Here is a 20,684-nt window from a genome sequence, read left to right as displayed (position 1 = left end):
TTCCCAAACTCATTCTAACAGCGCCCTCTTTTTCGTAATTTTAATTAAAAGAGACGCTATGGGCACTAAAACCAGACGAAGTATTTATAAGAAAAAACGATATACCATTCCTATCATCATTGTCGTATTGCTCGTTGCCTTTAGAATTTATTTACCCACGTTGGTCAAAAATAATATCAATAAAATCCTTGCTGATATCCCGGGATACTATGGTCAAATAGAGGATGTGGATATTTCTTTAATACGCGGCGCTTATGTGGTTAACGGTATGTATCTAAATAAAGTGAATGCCAAAACACAAGTGCCCTTTTTAAATTTCCCAAAAAGCGATATTTCAATCGAGTGGAAATCGCTTTTTAAAGGAAGAATTGTGAGTGAGATTATCATGACCAGCCCGGAAGTGATTTATATCTTTGAAGATCAACAGGCGCCTACAGATGAAAAAACTGCTGATGTTGATGATTGGACTAAGGCCTTAACAGAAATTGTGCCTATTGATATTAATCATTTTGAAGTTCATGATGGTAAAATTGCATTTGTCCAGTTGCAAGCGGATCCAAATATTGATTTGAACATTGACAACATTGAACTATATGCCGATAACTTGCGGAATGTCAAATCTGCACAAGGCACCTTGCCCTCTCCCATCCATGCTTCTGGGGTTACTTTTGGCGATGGAAATATGACTTTAGATGGCAAGATTAATTTGATAAAGGAAATTCCTGATATGGATTTGGAATTTGCGTTAAAGGGTTCAAATGCCACGGCTCTAAACGACATGACGCGTCATTATGCAGGTATCGATTTTGAAAAAGGAACCTTTGAACTTTATAGTGAAGTGGCCATAGCAGATGGCTATTTGCAAGGTTATATCAAACCAATGCTCACTGACTCCAAGCTGATTGGCAAAGAGGATGGGTTTTTAGGCGTTCTATGGGAAGGGTTTGTCGGTTTTTTCAAGTTTATTCTTAAAAATCAGACTACCGATACCTTAGCTACAAAAGTTCCTTTTGAAGGCGACTTAAATAACGTCGAGACCGGTGTTTGGCCCACAGTGATCAATATTTTCGGTAACGCTTGGATAAAAGCCTTTACCGGGGAAGTGGATGGTGATATCGATTTTAAAGATGCCTTTGAAAAAGCCAAGGATGATGCTAACAAAGCGTCGGAAAAGGAAAAAAGAAAAGAGAAACGTCAAGAAAAGAAAGAAGCGCGCAAAGAACGTCGTGAAGAGCGCAAAGCGAAACAACAGTCAGAAAAAGAGACTACCGACTAAATTCAAAAAGACCTCGAAAATTTTCAAGGTCCTTTTTTTTTGACTGAATTAAATAATTGAAGTTTGGTTTATTGGCTCAATCCAAGACCCATCGGAGCCCTAAAGAGATATTATGTTGATCAACGATTTGATTTTTAAACAATTCATTCAGGTTATATTTGACATAGACACTGAAATCCCCGACACCTATATAGCCACTTACACCATAAACAAAACTGGTGGTATTAAAATCGGTTTTATTCTTTTGTTTTTGATTGTCTCCGTTTTCCTTGTATTTCAACTTCTGGAGGGTGCTTAAATTAAACCCTGCAAAACCTCCAATTCCCACTTTAAATTGATTGTCAGTAAAATACCTGATTCTATCGCCATAATCTTTCATTTTTGAAGGCCCAAACTCAAAATGGACTGGAACGACCAAACTCGTGGTCCTAAATTTTGATTTGTCCAATGGCAGCGGAAACTCCTCAAGCGTAATTTGGTTGTCATTTTCTACAAAATACAGGTTGTCTTTAATATTTAATTTATTCCATTGCATTGACAAACCATAATTTACCCTGACAAAATTGGAATTTTCAAGTATTCTCGTACTCCAGATCCATCCTAATTCCACAAAGCCAGAGCCACCAATTTTATAAGGGGAATCATCTAAACTTTGCCCATCAATTATGGCATTGTTAAATCCGATGGCAAATAACAATTTATTAGAGGTACGAATATCATATTTTGGAGGTGTTTTTTTTCTATTAATGTACAGGCCATTCTTTTTCCCAACAGAAAACAGGATGTCGTTTTTATTTAGATCGCTTGCTTTATAAAAATCTGGATTTCTCGATAGAAGTTCAATCTGATTGTCAATGATGACGTTACGATTTTCAATATTCAGGGCTCTTTTCTTTGCCATTTCTAATTTTAAATCTTCTGCACGTGCATGGGTAATTTCTCCTTTTTCAAGACGCAGATTAATCGTCTCTATTTCGGCTTTTAAAGCGGTTTTCTCCTCCTCCTTAATGGTTTCTTTGTACTGTAAATGACTTTCAATCCTCAACTGATTATCCTTTTTTTGGAGTGTGTCCTGTGCTTGGGTTTTCCCAATTATGAGGCATAAGGTTGCCAGCACAATAATTTTTGCAATTGTGTTCATGATGTTCGATTTTTGATTTTTGATTAAATTCTACTCTATAATTCCGAAGTCTCGGTAATTTATTTTACATGATTAAAAACTGTTTCCTTGCAGTCATTCATCAGTTATGACGTTCAGCAACAGACGTTTTCAAGGTTTCATAACTGCTCATTAAAGCTTCAAGGATCTTAGTTCTAAACGATCGCTGCAAATCTGATTCAACGTCTTGTAACAGTGCATTTGCATCAACAGTTCTTGTGCTTTCCATTAAGATGCTTTGGTAAGCAATTTCTTTTTGGGCCTTATCTAATAAGGCATCAATATCGGCGTCCGATACCGTTTCTCCTCTATCTTTTAAACTGTGTATTTGAGCAATAATTTCTGACACTCTCTCAGCTTCCAAAGTTTGGCTTTGGGTAACCACCTCTAAAGGCTTTAATGGCTCTATTGTTTTGGTTTTAGCAAGGCTTTGACTTAGCTTAATTGGGGACGTAAAAGAATTTTGTTTTTTAGAGTGTTCTTTTTTATCAGTATATTCTTCAACATGCTCAACAGTTTTTGAGTTTTCAGACACTTCTACTATTTGTTTCGGCTCTGGCACAACTTGTCGCGACACTGGGTTTTCAATAACTTCTTTCTGAGTGTCCACTACGACTGATTGTTGAATCTCGGTGCTGCTATTGTTAAAAAACAGGCTTACCATAAACATTATTGCTATCAAACCTGCTGCAATTCCCATCCACCAATACATGGCCTTATTATTATGTCTTTCCTCGGCATCCAACCGATCTGCCAAAGCATTCCAAGAGGCATCAGAGGGCTTGATAGTTCTCTTTTCGAGTGTCTCCTTAAATTTATCTTCCCATTTCATCTGTTCCATTATTTATAGAGTTCGATTTATTTATTTTATCTTGTAAAAATTGTCTTGCCTTAAACAACTGCGATTTTGAAGTGCCTTCATTGATGTTCAGCATGCTTGCAATTTCGTGGTGTTTATAGCCTTCAACGGCGTACATCATAAAAACCATTTTGTAACCTTCGGGCAATTCATCAATATATTGCTGAATCTCATCCAATTCAATTGCCGTCTGGATATTATTGGTCTGTTGCTGGTGGACCTCCATATCTTCCATTGAAAACTCGACTTTATTTTTCTGTCTTATGAACGAAATGGCTTCCCTGACCATGATTTTCCTGAGCCAACCTTCAAAACTACCTTCATTCTTAAAACTTTTCAAATTCGTAAAACATTTAAAGAATCCGTTCAACATGACCTCTTCCGCTTTTTGAAGATCTTTTATATAATATCTACAAATACTCAACATTTTTGGCGCATGCGACTGATAAAGCATGTGCTGCGCCTCACGGTTGTTTTTGGCAGCTTTCTTAATAAGCTCGATATTGTTGTTATGTAGTTGAATGACTTTCAAAAGTTGGTCGCATTAGGTCTTCTATTTATAAAGACGCGAAAGTTGGGCAAATGGTTGCCTGAAGATTATAAGTTAATTATCGAATTGCGCAAAACCAAGTCCAAACTAACTGATTATTAACAATTTATCACCATAACTTAAATCGATATATTTTAAAAAAAAGTAAAAAACTTCGAACTTCCAACTTCAAGTTTCAAACGTTTAGTCCTACTTCTTCCGATCAATAACATAGTTGACCATGAGCAATAAGGATGCCTTGAACTGAGATTCAGGATAGGTATTTAAAAGCAATAGGGCCTCGTCTTGAAATTCCAACATTTTAGAAACCGCATAATCCAATCCGCCTTTACTTTTTACAAATGCAATGACTTCCTTAACGCGCTTTTTGTCCTTATTATGCTTTTTGACCGAATTAATCAGCCATGCCTTTTCTTTTTTAGAAGAGTTGTTAATGGCATAGATAAGTGGTAACGTCATTTTCTGTTCCTTGATATCGATTCCTGTAGGTTTCCCGATGGCTTCGTTCCCATAATCAAATAAATCATCCTTAATTTGAAACGCCATCCCAATGAGTTCTCCAAATTTACGCATGGTCTCTACATCTGGGGAGTTTGGTTTTACGGAAGCAGCGCCAAGACTACAACAGGCAGCAATAAGTGTTGCTGTTTTCTGCCGGATGATTTCATAATAAATAGTTTCGGTAATGTCTAATTGTCGTGCCTTTTCGATTTGAAGGAGTTCGCCTTCGCTCATTTCCCTAACGGCAACAGAAATAATTTTAAGTAAATCAAAATCATTATTATCAATTGACAGAAGAAGGCCTTTGGATAGTAGATAGTCGCCAATAAGCACCGCAATTTTATTTTTCCAAAGGGCATTGATCGAAAAAAAACCGCGTCTTCTATTGCTGTCATCCACAACATCATCATGTACTAAGGTTGCAGTGTGGATCAATTCGATGACGGCAGCACCTCTATAGGTACGTTCGCTGACATTGCCATTATTGACCATTTTAGCAACAAGAAACACAAACATTGGGCGCATTTGTTTACCCTTTCTGTTGACAATATACGTTGTAATCCTATTTAAAAGCGCCACTTTTGAAGACATAGAAAGTAGAAACTTTTGCTCAAAAAGTTCCATTTCGTAGGCAATAGGCTGTTTTATTTGTTCAACAATTTTCAAATGAATGTAGTCCTGCGGATTTGTATAACAAACGTACTAAAAATGCGAATGATATGCTATCTTAAAATTTGATAAAGCCAAAAAATTCTGCGGATAACTAGAAAACAATCCCGCAATAGCAAGGTCTTAGAAATTTACCTGAATTTTTTAAGATTTATTCGCCAATTGACCGCAAGCAGCGTCAATATCCTTACCTCTCGATCGTCTTACGGTAACGGTGATATTATTGGCTTCCAACATAGAAATGTACATGTCCAACGCAGCATTATCCGCTTGTTGAAATTGCCCATCATCAATAGGGTTGTATTCAATTAAATTGACTTTGCTGGGCGCAAATTTACAGAATTGAATAAGGGCTTCCACATCTTTTTTTGAATCATTAATACCATCCCATACCACATATTCATAAGTAATCAGGTTTTTTGTTTTGGCATACCAATACTCTAAAGCTTCTCTTAAATCGGCCAGCGGAAAAGTGGCGTTAAAAGGCATAATGGAAGTTCGTACGTCATCAATGGCGGAATGCAAAGAAACGGCAAGACCGAATTTCACGTCATCATCGGCCATTTTTTTGATCATTTTGGGAACTCCTGATGTAGATACGACAATTCGCTTAGGCGACATGCCCAAGCCTTCTGGCGACGTTATCTTATCAATAGCCTTTAAGACGTTGTTATAGTTCATAAGTGGCTCTCCCATGCCCATGAATACAATATTGGTCAAAGGTTTATTGAAATACAATCGGCTTTCTTTATCAATAGCCACCACCTGATCAAAAATTTCATCAGGATTGAGATTACGCATCCGTTTAAGACGTGACGTGGCACAGAATTTACAATCGAGACTACAACCAACTTGCGACGACACACATGCCGTAGTCCGCTTTTTTGTTGGAATCAACACCGATTCCACTATCAAGCCATCGTGTAGACGCACTGCATTTTTAATGGTACCATCGTTACTGCGTTGCATTTGATCCACTTCAATATGATTGATCACAAAATGATCTTCCAACATCTGTCGCGTTTGCTTGGAGATATTTGTCATATCTTCAAACTTATGGGCACCTTTATTCCACAGCCATTCATACACTTGATTGCCCCTGAATTCCTGATCGCCTTGCGCCACGAAAAATTCGCGGAGTTGCTCTTTGCTTAAAGCGCGTATGTCTTTTTTTATTATTTCCATTGCAATTGCAAAAATACTGAAAGGAATTGACAAACTCGAAAGCTAGGACCAATTTGAAGTTGAAAATGGAGTTGAAGTTGAGACTTCCAGAACATATTAACCTATGGCCTCCTGAAAACTGTTGACTCAAGACTGAGACTACAAAAAAAGCCCCATCCAAAAGAATGAGGCTATAATTTATATTTATCTGTCAATTATATAATCAACATCGCATCTCCATAAGTGTAGAAGCGGTATTTTTCCTTGACGGCTATTTCATAAGCTTCTTTCATAAAATCATGACCCGCAAAAGCAGAAACCATCATCAACAACGTCGATTTTGGTGTATGGAAATTCGTAATCATACAGTTGGCAATACTAAACTCATAAGGAGGGAAAATAAATTTATTGGTCCATCCTTCAAATTCATTTAGTGTACCACTTGATGATACTGAACTTTCAATCGCTCTCATAGCGGTTGTACCCACAGCACATACTCTCTTTTTTCTGGCTTTGGCATCATTGACAATATCTGCCGCCTGTTGCGTTACAAATGCTTCCTCACTATCCATTTTGTGCTTTGATAGATCTTCAACCTCAACAGGGTTAAATGTACCTAAACCAACGTGAAGTGTCACTTCAGCAAAATCAATTCCCTTAATTTCCAAACGCTTTAATAAATGCTTAGAAAAATGCAATCCTGCTGTTGGAGCTGCAACGGCCCCTTCATTTTTTGCAAAAATAGTTTGGTAGCGCTCTTCGTCTTCTGGCTCCACATCTCTTTTTATGTACTTTGGCAATGGTGTTTCACCAAGTTGTGTCAGTTTTTGACGGAATTCTTTATAAGACCCATCATAAAGGAAACGCAAAGTACGCCCTCGAGAGGTGGTATTATCAATAACCTCAGCGACCAAAGTTTCATCATCTCCAAAATACAACTTGTTACCAATACGTATTTTACGGGCTGGATCAACCAACACATCCCAAAGGCGTTGTTCTTCATTAAGTTCTCTTAATAAGAACACTTCAATCCTTGCGCCAGTTTTTTCTTTGTTACCAAATAAGCGCGCTGGGAAAACCTTAGTATTGTTGAGAATCATGACATCACCTTCATCAAAATAATCAATGATATCCTTAAATAATTTATGCTCAATAGTTTTCTTCTTTCTGTCCAACACCATCAATCGTGCTTCATCTCTATTTTCGGTTGGATGTTCAGCTAATAATTCTTCAGGAAGTTTAAAACCAAAATGGGATAATTTCATCTGTTTCTTTTTATTTTTTAATGATAAGATCTATTTGCCGGCGGATCTCAGGAATACCTTTTCTATCATACCGACTGCTCCTTACTTGTATGTAAGTATTTCACAACGCGATTTATATAGATTTTTTTGGCAAGCTGCAAATATACAATCTCAAAGTAGGCGTTGTCAAGTAAAAGACGGTTTATTATTCTGAAATTTTAAATCCGATGCGCTTCAGGTCCTCCCAAAAGGTAGGATAAGATTTAGAAACGACCATAGCATCTTCAATTTGGAGGTTTCTTTTCAGCGCTAAAGGCGCGAAAGCCATTGCCATTCTGTGATCATGGTAGGTAGCGATAGAAACCTTTTCTACCCCCTCCGAAGTAAGGAAACTATTGTCTGACGTATACATCTTGTGAGGGCGCAATAACAATCTGTTTTCTGTGATGTCTACTTGTGCCCCCAATTTCTCTAGTTCCGTCTTTAAAGCCACCAATCGGTCGGTTTCTTTAATTTTAAGAGTGTGTAATCCTCTAAGATCACATCCAATTCCCAATCCGAAACAGGTTACAGAAATCGTTTGGGCAATGTCCGGCGCATTTTTTAACTGACAGCTAATCGTTTCAAGCTGGCAGTCAGCTTTCTTTAAAAGTATAATGGCATTCTCATTAAATGTGGTTTCTACACCGAAATCGGAATAGATCTCTGACAGGACAGAGTCGCCTTGCAAACTGTCGTTTTTATAGGATGATAAAGTAATTTCTGTACCAATTGGACTTAGCGCAACAATACTGTAAAAATATGAGGCTGACGACCAATCACTTTCAACGATCAAGGTTTTAGAATGTACATTTTGACTTTGAAGTGGTTTTACTTTTATTATATTATTCTCAAAACTAGTTGAAACACCTATCTGTTTGAGTAAATCTAACGTCATGTTGATGTACGGAACGGAGGTGATTTCACCTTCCAAGGTCAATTCCAATCCATTTTCCAATTTTGGGGCAATCAACAACAGTGCAGAAATATACTGGCTACTTACATTGGCCTTGAGCGCTACTTGATTTTTTGACAGTACTTTACCATTTATGTTTAATGGCGGACAACCTTCAGTTTCCACATAAGAAATATCGGCACCCAAAGCATTCAACGCTTCTACCAATACCTGAATAGGGCGTTCTTTCATTCTGGCAGAACCGGTAATCGTAATTTCTCGCCCTTCTTGGGTTGAAAAAAAAGCAGTTAAAAATCGCATGGCGGTGCCTGCATGGGAGATATCAATATGATTTGAAGTTGATTTCAAAGCTTTTTGCATCACTTCAGAGTCGTCAGAATTTGAGACATTCTCAATTTGTAATTCTGGATAAAGGGCTTGTAAGAGCAATAATCTATTGGATTCGCTTTTGGAGCCTGTGATGACAATTTTTGGAGGATTTTCTACAATGGTAGATTTATGAAGAACTAACAACATGAAATTTCTGATTTACGATTTACGATTTACGAAAATAGAAAAGCTATTCCACAAAGTGACACAAAGTAGCACGAAGTTTCACAAGGAAAAACCTAAAATGATTGGTGATTGATGAAATAACATTTCATAATTCTGAACTCATACTATTCACAACTTTGAAGTTTGAACCCTGAACTCTGAAATCAAGAACAGATCATTTCAATTTCTCATTATTATGATGCCGGTCGTGATCTCGATTTGTTTTTAAATCCATTTTTTTATCAAATGCAGCTTGAAGATCGATTCCTGTTTGATTTGCCAAACACAACACTACAAACACGACATCAGCCAATTCCTCGCCCAAATCTTTATTTTTATCGCTCTCCTTTTCGCTTTGCTCGCCGTAACGACGTGCAATAATCCGGGCAACTTCGCCAACTTCTTCTGTAAGTTGCGCCATATTGGTCAACTCATTAAAGTATCGAACGCCGTGCGCTTTGATCCATTCATCTACTATCTTTTGCGAGTTTTGAAGTTCCATTTTATATTTTTTTAAGGACTACTTTTTCCATTTGCTTTTCTGTCATCAATTGATAGAATCGTTTAAAATCCTGATATTCATCCGGAAGGATTAAAGAGTGGTTCAAATCCATCGAAATTACAAATTGTAACATTTTCCCATTTGCTTTTGCAATATACTTAAACTCCCCGCCGTTTTCCTGAAATTTAAGTATTGAATTTTCCGGTAAAGACGCCACCATATAACCTTCAGGTACCACCATGTTAATAGCATGTTTTTCACTAAATGCATACACAAAATCAATTGGAAACGCTCTCTTATCCTGTTTGAAGATATTTTCTTGAGGAGCCAGAAATAGCATTGGCGTAAGCAATAGTTCATCACCTATTTGCTCAATCCCACGTGATAATTTATAATCATAGACATAAACTATTGGTTTATTTACTTCGTTCATATCTGTAATTTCATAATTAGTCACTTCAATCTCTCCTTTATCCTTTTCTAAATCGGTCAACTTTTCTTCAGCATTGTAATTTTCATATTTACTTCTGAAATTTTTTGCTGCAAATGAAGTCAATTGCGTCCTTACCTTACCTTCTACCGTAAGATCTCCATTAATGGTCGCACTGACTGTAAACATTTCTCTCACCACATCTTTTGGGGATAAATCCTGCCATGATGAACTCCCATCTTCCATTATAATTCGTCCTTGCCAATTAATTGCAGCTATAGGAAGCACATTAGATGTAGCAAATTTATCAGTGGCATCCAAAATCATCACGTCATTTCGCACCTGAACTGCTGCCACCACATAATTAAATGCTCCCGTGCCGGGGAATAGGGGAATATCATTACTGCATGTGCTTATGAGCATTGGGTCTGCTTTTATTTTGGCATAGCGTAACATAGATGTTAACATCAGGTTGATATCCGCAACGTTTCCAACACCTTCTTTGTAAGCCTTTTTGACACCATTATCGGTGGTATAACCGTAATAGTCATTCCATTTTACTTTGGACTTTACAAAATTGTAAATGAGGTTGATTTTATCAGAATCTGTAGTGACGCCTTTAAGAAGTGCAGCTACATCTTCTTCAAAATAATTGGTTAGTTTTAATTGTGTTCCAAAATCGGCATCCTTGAAAATCGTTCTTGTGAGCTCTTCCCAATTTGTAGAATAAGTTGTTGTCAACCCTCTCAAATCTTTGTAAGAGGCATACTCCCAGATCAGTTTTGTTCTGTAAGTATTAAGATTGCTTACATAATCTTCATCTTTAAGTGCAGGAACATTCGAAAGTTTTATTTCTGTTTTATTTTCCTTAAACTCCCAATTGCTGTTTGAGTTTGTAGTCCTTACAACAGCTCCTCTCGCACTGTTTAATCCGCCACCAGTTCTTTCCTTAGTCTGAATAACCTCTGCTCTACTTACTAGATAATCTTTGATTTTTGGAATATAAGTGGCTCTTGGATTGACATATCTATTAAAGTTAAAATATTCAGGAATACGAACGTTCATGTCCAATTCCTTTATTGGAATATTATATTGCAAATTAAGGTCATCAATGCTGATGTAAGGTGATGTGATCTTGTATTCAAATTCAATGACACATCCCTCCTTTACATTTGGCATGGTAAATTTTGATGTTTTCCAATGTTTATTGTTCTTCTCATCAAATATGCCATCTTTTTTTAGTTTCGCTTCTAATATTTTACCATTCTCCAAGGTATAGGTCACTCCTCTTAAAGCACTAATCGTTTCAGTTTTTTTCTCGTTATCTCTAAGTTGCACCGCTTCAGTAGCCCACTCAAATCCATCGTTATTATAAATTTTTATGCGTTTGAACACTTCCACTATCTTAACAAATCCTTCGTTTTGTATAAAATCATAATAAACTTTTTGATTCAAATATAAAATTGCGGCGTTTGCTTCAGAATCTTCCGAATAGGTCATTTCTTGGAGCTCATCCATAGATACTTTTCCATATCTAAAATCTTGGGCATTAGCCCAGTTGAAGGCTATAAAGACAAACAGGTAAATACTTTTTTTCATGGAGGTTATGATTTTTTAATAAGTATGATTCTTGATTGATCGTGTTTGGCGACTTCCATATGAAAGTTTCTAAAATCTTCATAATCTTCCTTGGCATAAGCTCCTTTATTCAACATAAACGCGCGTTTAAATGTTAGGGTACTATCTGCATTTTTGATCAATGCGCTGCTGTATTTGCCAAATTTGTTTTCAATATGGATCTTCTTTTGAATTCCTTCGATCTGAAAGTTTTTAGGAATCGTTATCTCATACTCATCGGTATCATAAAAGCCACGTTGAATTTCAAATGGCAATTTTCTATCACGATAACGCGTTGGAATATTTGCAAGTACATTGAAAAAGTTTGGACTCATCAACAGGCGGTCACCTGTTTTCGAAGCATATTTTCTTGCCTTTAGCGCAATATTTTCACTAAATACAATGGCGTCTCTATCATTTTTAAAGGCCATCGAAAGGACATCCATATTATGAATATGACTCCAATAATTCTTGTAATACAGTGTTTGATCCTTTAAAGGGCTATTTTGAATTCCCTCATGATGCCCATATTGGCTACCGTAGGAATTGAGATGGATTTTAGCTTCAATGTCTCCCTCCTCTGTAATGACAACAGTGGCTTTCGTATCCAAAAGACTTTCGGTAGCGGTATAAATTTTGGTGCGTACAATTTCACCACCCTCTGGCTTTACACAAAAACATTTCTATCATCCGTAAAATTGGCACTATACCCAAATGGCGAGGTTTGACTGGTGCATTCCAACCATAGATTCTCACCTTGGTAAGGAAGATTTAAAATAACATGATTTGTTTGTCCAAGAAAGGACACAAAATCTTTATTAATGTCTACAGCATCGCTTGACGACGCATAAACCCTGGTATAGTAAGCCTTAACGCCTACTAAATCCAATAAGGCCATGGTGTAATTGGAGAGTCCTTTGCAATCGCCGTATTTTACTTCGTCCACTTTTAGCGCATCAATGGGTTGAATCCCACCTATGCCTTCCTGAACACTGATGTATCTTGTGTTTTTTTGAACGTAGGCATAGACTACTTTAGCCTTTTCTATTGGATTGTCTATTCCTGAAACTAATTTTTTTATCTCATTCTTGGTCTTTTCCGAAACATGAGTTCTACCAATTAATAGTTGCTCATGCATCCATTTACCCAAACCTTCCCAATCATTGGCATTTCCACTATAACCTTCATAGGAAAAATTTTTCAAGTTGAGCATGGCGTAGGGTGTAATATCTTTCAGACTAACACTATAAGCCTCATAAACAATAGCTTTCAAATTATGAGCCTCGTAATGGATGGTGCCTTTCTCAGATTGATTTACAATGCCGAAGATCTCAAAATTTCTCTCAGATGTATTGATTTCATTAGAACTGTCGTAACGAAAGATATAGCGACTGTTTTCAGTACTTGTAGAAAAACCTTCAATAGGCTGCCATCTTTTTATATATGCGGTTGAACTATACTCTACTTCAGTTTCAAAAAGCACCGTATACGGATAATTTATGGGCGTATAATTCAGATATTTAACACGACTGTCAGAATAGAGCGAGCCACCATCGACTGCACTGACGTCTTCAAAATCATTTTTCTTGATTTTTTTGATTTCTTTTCCTTCAGAATCATAAATTCGAGCTTCCATTTTTTTGATGGAAACCCCTTTGTCATAACCCAAATAAGCATCGACTTTAGAGTTGCCTGAAGAATTTAAAATGGTCACAATCCGCTTGTTGGAATGCACCATTTTATTGGGTGCCTTGACTTCTATATAGGAATCTTCCCATCTAATAACGGCGTTGGCATTTTCTTTTAAATCCGAAGGAATAGTGTGGGCGTTCAATAGGTTTTCATCCTGTGACAAACAGACCATAGGGAAAACCAGAACAAGAATTAAGCGGTAAATCTTAGTCATGGGGCTTGATAAACAGCTAATGTAAACCTTTTTACGAAATAACAAAAAAATTATTCGGCATTCTGAGAATCAATAATTATGGTCACTGGGCCGTCATTTAAAAGTTCAACTTTCATGTCTGCACCAAATTGTCCCGTTTGTATTTTCTTACCAAGAACGGCTTCTAAATGGCTCGTAAAGCTTTCATATAATGGAATGGCAACATCGGGTTTTGCGGCTTTGATATAACTGGGCCTGTTGCCCTTTTTGGTAGAGGCATGAAGCGTAAATTGACTGACCACAATAGCATCTCCATCAACATCTATAAGTGAGCGGTTCATTACCCCTTTTTCATCTTCAAAAATGCGAAGATTGGAAATTTTCCGTGTCAACCATTGAATATCGTCATCGCTATCTTCGTTAACAATTCCCAACAAAATGAGCAATCCTGAACCTATTGACGCAATTGTATCGTTTTCTATAGTGACACTTGCTTTGGAAACTCTTTGAATGACTACTTTCATATACTAAAATATACTTAATGGGAAGATTAAAATTGATAGTTGATGCCATTAAACCATCGCGTATTAGTTATTGAAACCTTACAGGTTGGCTGGCAAAATGCCTATAGATACGGTAGAATTAAGACCGCCAACTTAAAATTGGACGCTTATTTCATCCACTCTTCAGTTCTATAGTGCTCATCATCACCTTCTAAAATCTGAAGATAGCTTCTGTAGCGAGAAAATGAAATTTCATCTTTGTCCAATGCTTCTTTAACTGCGCATTTAGGCTCTTCAACATGCAGGCAATTATTAAATTTACACTCTTGTTTTAGGGCAAAAAACTCTGGAAAATAATCTCCAATCTCCTCCTTATCCATATCAACAACTCCAAAACCTTTAATTCCGGGAGTATCTATTATTTTGGCACCAAAACTTAAATCGAACATTTCTGCAAAGGTTGTAGTATGCTGTCCCTGCATGTGCTGCATAGAGATTGCTTTTGTTTTCAAATCTAAATCTGGTTCAATAGCATTGACCAAAGTTGATTTTCCAACTCCAGAATGCCCCGCAAACATGCTGGTTTTATCTTTCATCATGTTTTTTAGATGATCGATATTTTTTTTGGTTACCGCAGATACTTCAATGCATTCATAGCCAATTTTTCTATAAATGGAAGCTAAATACTTTACTTCCATTACATTATCCTCATCATAAGTATCCATTTTATTGAACACCAGAATGGTTTTAATCCGATAGGCTTGGGTGGTGACCAAAAATCGGTCTATAAAACTGGTCAGTGTTGGTGGATTATTGATCGTGATCAGCAAGAATACTTGATCAATATTGGCAGCGATAATATGAGTCTGTTTAGACAAATTAACCGACTTACGGACAATGTAATTCTCCCGATCATGAATGGTATGGATAATACCTGTGGTCACGTTGTTTAAAATTTCCACATCAAAACCTACAACATCTCCCACCGCAATAGGGTTGGTACTTTTAATGCCTTGAATTCTAAACTTTCCTTTTATCCGGCAATCATACGTAACACCGAGGTCTGTTTTTACGGTGTACCAACTGCCTGTAGATTTGTAAACGGTTCCTGTCATGACTCAAATTTAAGCAACAAAATAACGATTTTTTAGTCTAGAAAGTGCATTTCTGAGCGCTTAAATTTATTACGAGACGCGATGGTATTTGCTAAACACGATAAAAATGTGCGAAGTTTAAGATCAACTGTTATCACTTACTAAAAATAGCATTACACCTGTCTGCTCGAGTGCCGTTGAGACCAATTCATTTACAAGAAAGCATTACAATGACACTCGGTAGGACAGCAATAATTAATATTTAAGCATTGATAATTTTTTCTTGATGGTTAATGGATTCCTGATGAATGGCTTTAAACATTTTAAGGATAAATTCCTCGCTCAGTCCATTTTGTTCACCTTCTAAGACCATATTTCCTAAAATTTCATTCCAACGTTTACTTTGCAATACCGCCACGTTTTTTTGCTTTTTAAGGGCTCCAATTCCGTCAGAAAACTTCATGCGCTTGCCCAACATTTCAATAAGTTGATTGTCCACAACATCAATTTGTGCTCTTAAATTACTCAAATCAGTATTGTATTCTTTCTCAGGATCAGATTCTTTTCTAATCCGTAAATCTTTCATGATTTGAATTAAATTTTGAGGTGTCACCTGTTGTGCAGCATCACTCCATGCCGCATCTGGATCACTATGGGTCTCAATCATAAGTCCGTCAAAATTTAAATCTAAGGCTGTTTGTGACACATCAAAAATCATATCGCGTTTTCCTGTAATATGTGATGGATCATTAATTAATGGCAAATCAGGAAATTTAGTTTGCAATTCAATAGCCAACTGCCATTCTGGATTGTTTCTGTATTTGGTTTTTTCATAGGTTGAAAACCCTCTGTGGATGGCTCCTAATCTCTTGATATCGGCAGTGGCCAAACGTTCAATTGCGCCTAACCACAATGGTAAATCTGGATTAACTGGATTTTTAACCAACACGATTTTATCTGTTCCTTTTAAGGCATCAGCAATTTCCTGAACGATAAACGGGCTTACGGTAGAACGTGCACCAATCCAAAGCAAATCAATATCATGCTCCAATGCCAGTTCAACGTGTGCTCTATTAGCCACCTCTGTTGCGGTTTTCATACCGGTTTCTTCTTTAACTCTCTGTAACCATTTTAATCCCAAAGCACCCACGCCTTCAAACATTCCTGGACGTGTACGTGGTTTCCAAATACCCGCTCTATAATAGCTCACATCGGTATCTTTTAATTGATGGGCAATACCCAAGACTTGTTCTTCTGTTTCTGCGCTGCATGGGCCTGCAATGACCAAAGGATGATCCAATTTTAAATCATCTAACCATGTTCTTAATTCTCTCTTGTTTTCCATAATACTTATTAATTTCCAAGTTTAAAATTCCAAATTCCAAGGTTTAGTCTAAAAGCTGATCGTAATGGAATTTGGTGCTTTGATTTTTATTTATTTAATACTATTGTATTCCGTTTAAAATTTCTTTTATATGATTGGTGTTTTTCATTTCTGAATAAATAGACTCAAAATCATCATCATGAATCAAATCCCTGAAATGTTTAAGATTGTTTATATATTCATCCAAGGTTTCGAGAACGTTGGTTTTATTTTGTCTAAAGATTGGCGTCCACATTTCTGGTGAACTTTTTGCCAATCGTACCGTCGATGCGAATCCACTTCCTGCCATATCAAAAATATCACGCTCGTTTTTTTCTTTGTCGATGACGGTTTTACCCAACATAAATGCACTAATGTGGGATAAATGCGATACGTAAGCAATGTGTTTGTCGTGAGCTTCCGGATTCATATAGCGGATACGCATCCCTAAATCCGCAAACAATTTGAGCGCCATTTCCTGAAGCTTGAACGCCGTTTTTTCAACTTCACAAATGATATTGGTCTTATTTTGATACAATCCAAAAATGGCCGCTTTGGGTCCAGAAAACTCAGTTCCCGCAATCGGATGGGTAGCCAAGAAGTTCCGGCGCTTTGGATGCTGATCTATAGCTTGACAAATTTCAGCTTTTGTGGATCCTACATCCATCACCAAAGTATCATCTGAAACCAAATCCAAAACTTTAATAATTTCAGTTACCGCCGCATCAACAGGGATGGATAAAATAACCAGATCTGCATGCTTTAAATCCTCATAATTTGCTTTGGCGTCAATCACATTCAATTGGATCGCCTCTTCCAAATGCGCATTATTATGATCAATTCCGAAAACCTTTACCTTTTGGTCGTGTTTTTTAATATCGAGAGCCAAGCTGCCTCCTATTAATCCAACACCTATGATGTATATATTTTTCATTACAAATGTGTCGCTCCGATAGAGCTTCTACTATATTTCAATCTTACTATTTAAAATTTTTTGGACATCGTCCACTATTTCACTCTGGATATGGCCTCACGCAGTTCTTCTAGTGGTGCACATAACGAAAATCGAATATACCCTTCGCCATTGCTCCCAAATATGGTACCTGGGGCGATAAAGATGGAGTGTTCCTTCAATATCTTATCAATAAATTCCTCGGAGGTCAAATGCCCTGGTAGTTTTGCCCAAACAAACAATCCTGTTGCGCATGGATCATAGGTACAGTTTAAGGCTGTTGCCAACTCCCAGACATTCTCACGACGTTCTTCATAAACACTGTTTAAACTTGTAAACCACATTTTTGAACACTTTAAAGCTTCAATCGCACCCTTTTGAATGCCGTAAAACATGCCAGAGTCCATATTACTTTTTACTTTTAAAATAGCATTGATATATTCTAGATTCCCCAAGACCATCCCCACACGCCATCCTGCCATATTAAAGGTTTTACTTAAAGAGTTAAGTTCCAAACACACATCTTTGGCGCCTTTATATTTCAAGATACTTCGTGGATAATCATTCAACACAAAACTATATGGATTATCATTGATCACTAAAATACTATGCCGTTTTGCAAAAGCAATGATGTCTTCAAAAACTTTATTACTGGCGGTTGCTCCCGTTGGCATGTGCGGATAGCTCACCCACATCATTTTTACTTTTGACAAATCACTCTTTTCTAAAGCTAGCATATCCGGGCACCAATCATTCTCAGCGACCAAGTCATAATAAACAGGCCGTGCACCCACTAATTTCGTTACCGAAGCATACGTTGGATAGCCGGGGTTTGGGATTAACACTTCATCTCCCGGATTTAAAAATGCCATAGAAATATGCATGATGCCTTCCTTACTTCCCATTAATGGCAACACTTCAGTCAACGGACTCAATGCAACGCCGTAATGTTCTTTATAAAACCCTGTCATGGCTTCCCTCAATTCTGGCAAGCCTTGATAGCTTTGGTATTTATGCGCAATGGCATCGTTCATGCTTTCGTTAATAGCTGATATAACGCGGGCAGGCGGCTCCAGATCCGGACTCCCAATTCCTAAATTGATTATAGGTTTTCCTTGGGATTTCAATAAGTTCACTTCCCTCAACTTTTTTGAGAAGTAGTACTCTTCAACAGTATTTAATCTATCTGCAAAGGTGATCATTGTCGTGCATTTTTATATTCGCCCAGAACCTTAAATTCTTGAGCCATTATTTCCATTATTGATTTTGCTTTTTTATAATCTTGATAATCCTCAAAAGTAATATCCACAAAAAAGGCATACTTCCAAGGAGTTTCAATTTTTGGTAAGGATTGAATTTTAGTAAGGTTCATCCTACAATCACTCATCACATTTAAAATAGACGCCAAACTTCCGCGTTTATGGTCTAATGTGAATTTTAGTGATGCTTTATTGATTTCCCTTTGATCCAAAACACCATTACTCGTTTTTGCAATAACAAAACGGGTTTCGTTTTGCTTGATGGTTTGGATACTTTCTGATATGATTTCCAATTCAAATAATTCCGAAGCCAATCGACTTGCAATCGCACCCACATTCTTTAATTGTTTTTGCTGAATGCGTCTTGCGACCTCAGCGGTATCTTTATCTTCCACCAACTTAATATGTGGGTGTTTTTTAAAAAATTGCTTGCACTGTAACAACGCCATGGGATGCGAATAAACTTCATGAATATCAGCAATGGACTGTCCTGCCAATCCCATTAAATGATGCTGAATATCCAAATAATGCTCCCCAATAATGTGTAATTGGTTATCGTCAATTAAGGCATAATTAGGAATGATGGAACCGGCAATCGAATTTTCTATGGCCATGATCACGGCATCCGTTTTACGGGTCAAAACGCTCTGCACCACGGCATCAAACGTCATGCACTCATCAATTGTTTCTAAAGGGTCTTTAAAATACTCAAGGGCAACAATATGATGAAACGACCCTTTAACTCCTTGTATGGCAACAGACTTTATCATGTATATTTTTTAAATTATCCGTCAAAACGGACATCATTAAAACAAAAAAGTCCCGATTTTCATCGAGACCTTTATATTAATTTATAGCGAATAAATTACACATACGAAGTCTCGTTCCCTTTGCTAAAAAAGAAATAAAACAAGCTGTGATATGTGTAATTGATTGTTTTCATAATATGATTTAGCTAAAGTAAATAATAAATTGGATAAACAAAATGTTTTTTTCATTCTTTTCACATTACAACGATTTCGCTAATTCATGGCATGTCTAAAATGCTTACTTTTGAACAAATATTTTGAATTATGTCCATTGAAGTCCATCAAATCACTAAGCACTATGCTGATCAAAAAGCGCTGAACAACATTTCATTTAAAATCGATAAAGGTGAAATTGTGGGTTTTTTAGGACCCAATGGCGCTGGTAAATCTACAATGATGAAAATATTGACCACCTATATTGATGCAACCGAAGGTGAAGCCAAAGTCGCTGACTTTGATGTTCAAAAGGACGCGCTTGAGGTTCAAAAAAGAGTGGGATATCTGCCAGAACACAATCCATTGTATTTAGACATGTACGTTAAGGAATATTTGGCGTTTAATGCCGATGTTTATAAGATTGGCAAAGCACGAATTGAAGAAGTCATTGCACTTACCGGACTCACGCCAGAAGCCCATAAAAAAATAGGACAACTTTCTAAAGGTTTTAGACAACGTGTCGGCTTGGCCAATGCCCTGTTGCACAATCCTGAAGTCTTGATTTTGGACGAACCAACTACAGGATTGGATCCTAACCAGTTGGCAGACATCAGACAACTTATCAAATCTTTGGGCAAAGAAAAGACCATATTTCTTTCTACACACATCATGCAAGAAGTGGAAGCCATATGTGACCGCGTGATTATCATCAATAAAGGAGAAATTGTTGCCGATAAGAAACTTACCGATTTAAAAGCAGATCAAGAGCAGATTGTAGAAGTGGAATTTGATTATCGTGTCGAAAATATTTTACTAAACCGTTTAAAGCACGTGCAAAACGTTAAGAACACGCATGACTTTATTTACGAACTAACGTTTTCCACCAAAGAAGATATGCGTCCAATGGTTTTTGATTTTGCTCATGACAACGGATTGAAAATCCTACAATTGAATCAAAAGAACAAGAATTTGGAGAGTTTGTTTCGAGAGATGACGATGTAGAATTAGGGATGAAGTAGTAGGAATGAGCTATAGGTCAAATACTGAAGTTGCCCAACCGACAGACGGACAGGAAGTTGCAATTTAGAATTTGATTTCCGATTGCAGATTTGGAATTTGTGATTTCCATATTCATTGCGACCTTTGCGAAAATTCGTCGCGTCCTTTGCGGTTAAATAAGCATGAGGGATGAGGTTAAAGATT

General features: G+C 37.1%; 19 protein-coding genes. 2 read left to right on the top strand and 17 right to left on the bottom strand.

Translation table 11 applies throughout. The features are described from left to right. The first annotated feature begins 58 nt into the window (after window positions 1–58). Window positions 59–1,276: a DUF748 domain-containing protein gene (locus G525_RS20555; protein ID WP_035479308.1), complete on the top strand. Its 1,218-nt coding sequence runs from the start codon at window positions 59–61 to the stop codon at window positions 1,274–1,276. Between the two features lie 76 nt (window positions 1,277–1,352). Here the strand turns inward: G525_RS20555 and G525_RS0108545 are convergent, their stop codons facing one another. The 17 genes from G525_RS0108545 to G525_RS0108465 all read right to left on the bottom strand — a co-directional run bounded on the left by G525_RS0108545 (window position 1,353) and on the right by G525_RS0108465 (window position 19,286). Continuing rightward, entirely contained in the window at window positions 1,353–2,417 is a 1,065-nt protein-coding gene (locus G525_RS0108545; RefSeq protein ID WP_027125805.1) for a hypothetical protein, read from the bottom strand. 100 nt (window positions 2,418–2,517) lie between these two features. Beyond that, window positions 2,518–3,276, bottom strand: a complete 759-nt coding sequence (locus G525_RS0108540; protein WP_027125804.1) for a hypothetical protein — start codon at window positions 3,274–3,276, stop codon at window positions 2,518–2,520. Beyond that, window positions 3,251–3,826: an RNA polymerase sigma factor gene (locus G525_RS0108535; RefSeq protein WP_027125803.1), complete on the bottom strand. Its 576-nt coding sequence runs from the start codon at window positions 3,824–3,826 to the stop codon at window positions 3,251–3,253. The genes G525_RS0108540 and G525_RS0108535 overlap by 26 nt, the downstream gene beginning before the upstream one ends. Before the next feature lie 207 nt (window positions 3,827–4,033). Further along, window positions 4,034–5,011 (bottom strand): polyprenyl synthetase family protein, encoded by a 978-nt coding sequence (locus G525_RS0108530; RefSeq protein ID WP_027125802.1) that lies wholly within the window; start codon window positions 5,009–5,011, stop codon window positions 4,034–4,036. A gap of 147 nt (window positions 5,012–5,158) precedes the next feature. Further along, window positions 5,159–6,199 carry a dual-specificity RNA methyltransferase RlmN gene (gene rlmN, locus G525_RS0108525; RefSeq protein WP_027125801.1) on the bottom strand — a complete coding sequence of 347 codons (1,041 nt, stop codon included), beginning with the start codon at window positions 6,197–6,199 and terminating at the stop codon, window positions 5,159–5,161. Between the two features lie 194 nt (window positions 6,200–6,393). Beyond that, window positions 6,394–7,443, bottom strand: a complete 1,050-nt coding sequence (gene queA, locus G525_RS0108520; RefSeq protein ID WP_027125800.1) for a tRNA preQ1(34) S-adenosylmethionine ribosyltransferase-isomerase QueA — start codon at window positions 7,441–7,443, stop codon at window positions 6,394–6,396. Between the two features lie 184 nt (window positions 7,444–7,627). Continuing rightward, window positions 7,628–8,893, bottom strand: coding sequence for a 3-phosphoshikimate 1-carboxyvinyltransferase (locus G525_RS0108515; protein WP_027125799.1), 1,266 nt, complete (start codon window positions 8,891–8,893; stop codon window positions 7,628–7,630). 193 nt (window positions 8,894–9,086) lie between these two features. Further along, window positions 9,087–9,413, bottom strand: a complete 327-nt coding sequence (locus G525_RS0108505) for a nucleotide pyrophosphohydrolase (protein WP_027125798.1) — start codon at window positions 9,411–9,413, stop codon at window positions 9,087–9,089. 1 nt (window position 9,414) lies between these two features. Then, window positions 9,415–11,442 carry a transglutaminase family protein gene (locus tag G525_RS0108500; RefSeq protein ID WP_027125797.1) on the bottom strand — a complete coding sequence of 676 codons (2,028 nt, stop codon included), beginning with the start codon at window positions 11,440–11,442 and terminating at the stop codon, window positions 9,415–9,417. Between the two features lie 5 nt (window positions 11,443–11,447). Then, window positions 11,448–12,071 (bottom strand): DUF3858 domain-containing protein, encoded by a 624-nt coding sequence (locus G525_RS21705; RefSeq protein WP_051209855.1) that lies wholly within the window; start codon window positions 12,069–12,071, stop codon window positions 11,448–11,450. A 56-nt stretch (window positions 12,072–12,127) separates the two neighbouring features. Continuing rightward, entirely contained in the window at window positions 12,128–13,366 is a 1,239-nt protein-coding gene (locus G525_RS21700; protein WP_051209854.1) for a DUF3857 domain-containing protein, read from the bottom strand. Window positions 13,367–13,416: 50 nt separating this feature from the next. After that, window positions 13,417–13,869, bottom strand: coding sequence for a D-aminoacyl-tRNA deacylase (dtd, locus tag G525_RS0108490; protein WP_027125796.1), 453 nt, complete (start codon window positions 13,867–13,869; stop codon window positions 13,417–13,419). A gap of 146 nt (window positions 13,870–14,015) precedes the next feature. Continuing rightward, on the bottom strand, window positions 14,016–14,963 hold the full coding sequence (rsgA, locus tag G525_RS0108485) for a ribosome small subunit-dependent GTPase A (RefSeq protein ID WP_027125795.1): 948 nt from the start codon (window positions 14,961–14,963) through the stop codon (window positions 14,016–14,018). 241 nt (window positions 14,964–15,204) lie between these two features. Continuing rightward, window positions 15,205–16,287 carry a bifunctional 3-deoxy-7-phosphoheptulonate synthase/chorismate mutase type II gene (locus G525_RS0108480; RefSeq protein ID WP_027125794.1) on the bottom strand — a complete coding sequence of 361 codons (1,083 nt, stop codon included), beginning with the start codon at window positions 16,285–16,287 and terminating at the stop codon, window positions 15,205–15,207. Window positions 16,288–16,387: 100 nt separating this feature from the next. Then, the gene (locus G525_RS0108475) at window positions 16,388–17,239 is read right to left on the bottom strand and encodes a prephenate dehydrogenase (protein WP_027125793.1); all 852 of its coding nucleotides are present in this window, start codon (window positions 17,237–17,239) and stop codon (window positions 16,388–16,390) included. Window positions 17,240–17,313: 74 nt separating this feature from the next. After that, the gene (locus G525_RS0108470) at window positions 17,314–18,459 is read right to left on the bottom strand and encodes a pyridoxal phosphate-dependent aminotransferase (RefSeq protein ID WP_027125792.1); all 1,146 of its coding nucleotides are present in this window, start codon (window positions 18,457–18,459) and stop codon (window positions 17,314–17,316) included. Beyond that, window positions 18,456–19,286 carry a prephenate dehydratase gene (locus tag G525_RS0108465; protein ID WP_027125791.1) on the bottom strand — a complete coding sequence of 277 codons (831 nt, stop codon included), beginning with the start codon at window positions 19,284–19,286 and terminating at the stop codon, window positions 18,456–18,458. Before G525_RS0108465 ends, G525_RS0108470 begins: the two co-directional genes overlap by 4 nt. A 303-nt stretch (window positions 19,287–19,589) precedes the next feature. Here G525_RS0108465 and gldA point away from each other — a divergent pair, with 303 nt between their 5' ends. Then, window positions 19,590–20,483, top strand: a complete 894-nt coding sequence (gldA, locus tag G525_RS0108460; RefSeq protein WP_027125790.1) for a gliding motility-associated ABC transporter ATP-binding subunit GldA — start codon at window positions 19,590–19,592, stop codon at window positions 20,481–20,483. Window positions 20,484–20,684 lie beyond the last annotated feature (201 nt).

Origin of the sequence: Gelidibacter mesophilus DSM 14095 (assembly GCF_000423005.1) — a bacterium.
GTDB classification, from domain to species: domain Bacteria; phylum Bacteroidota; class Bacteroidia; order Flavobacteriales; family Flavobacteriaceae; genus Gelidibacter; species Gelidibacter mesophilus.
The sequence above is the reverse complement of the archived record's forward strand: the minus strand, read 5'-3'. Positions and strand labels throughout refer to the sequence as shown.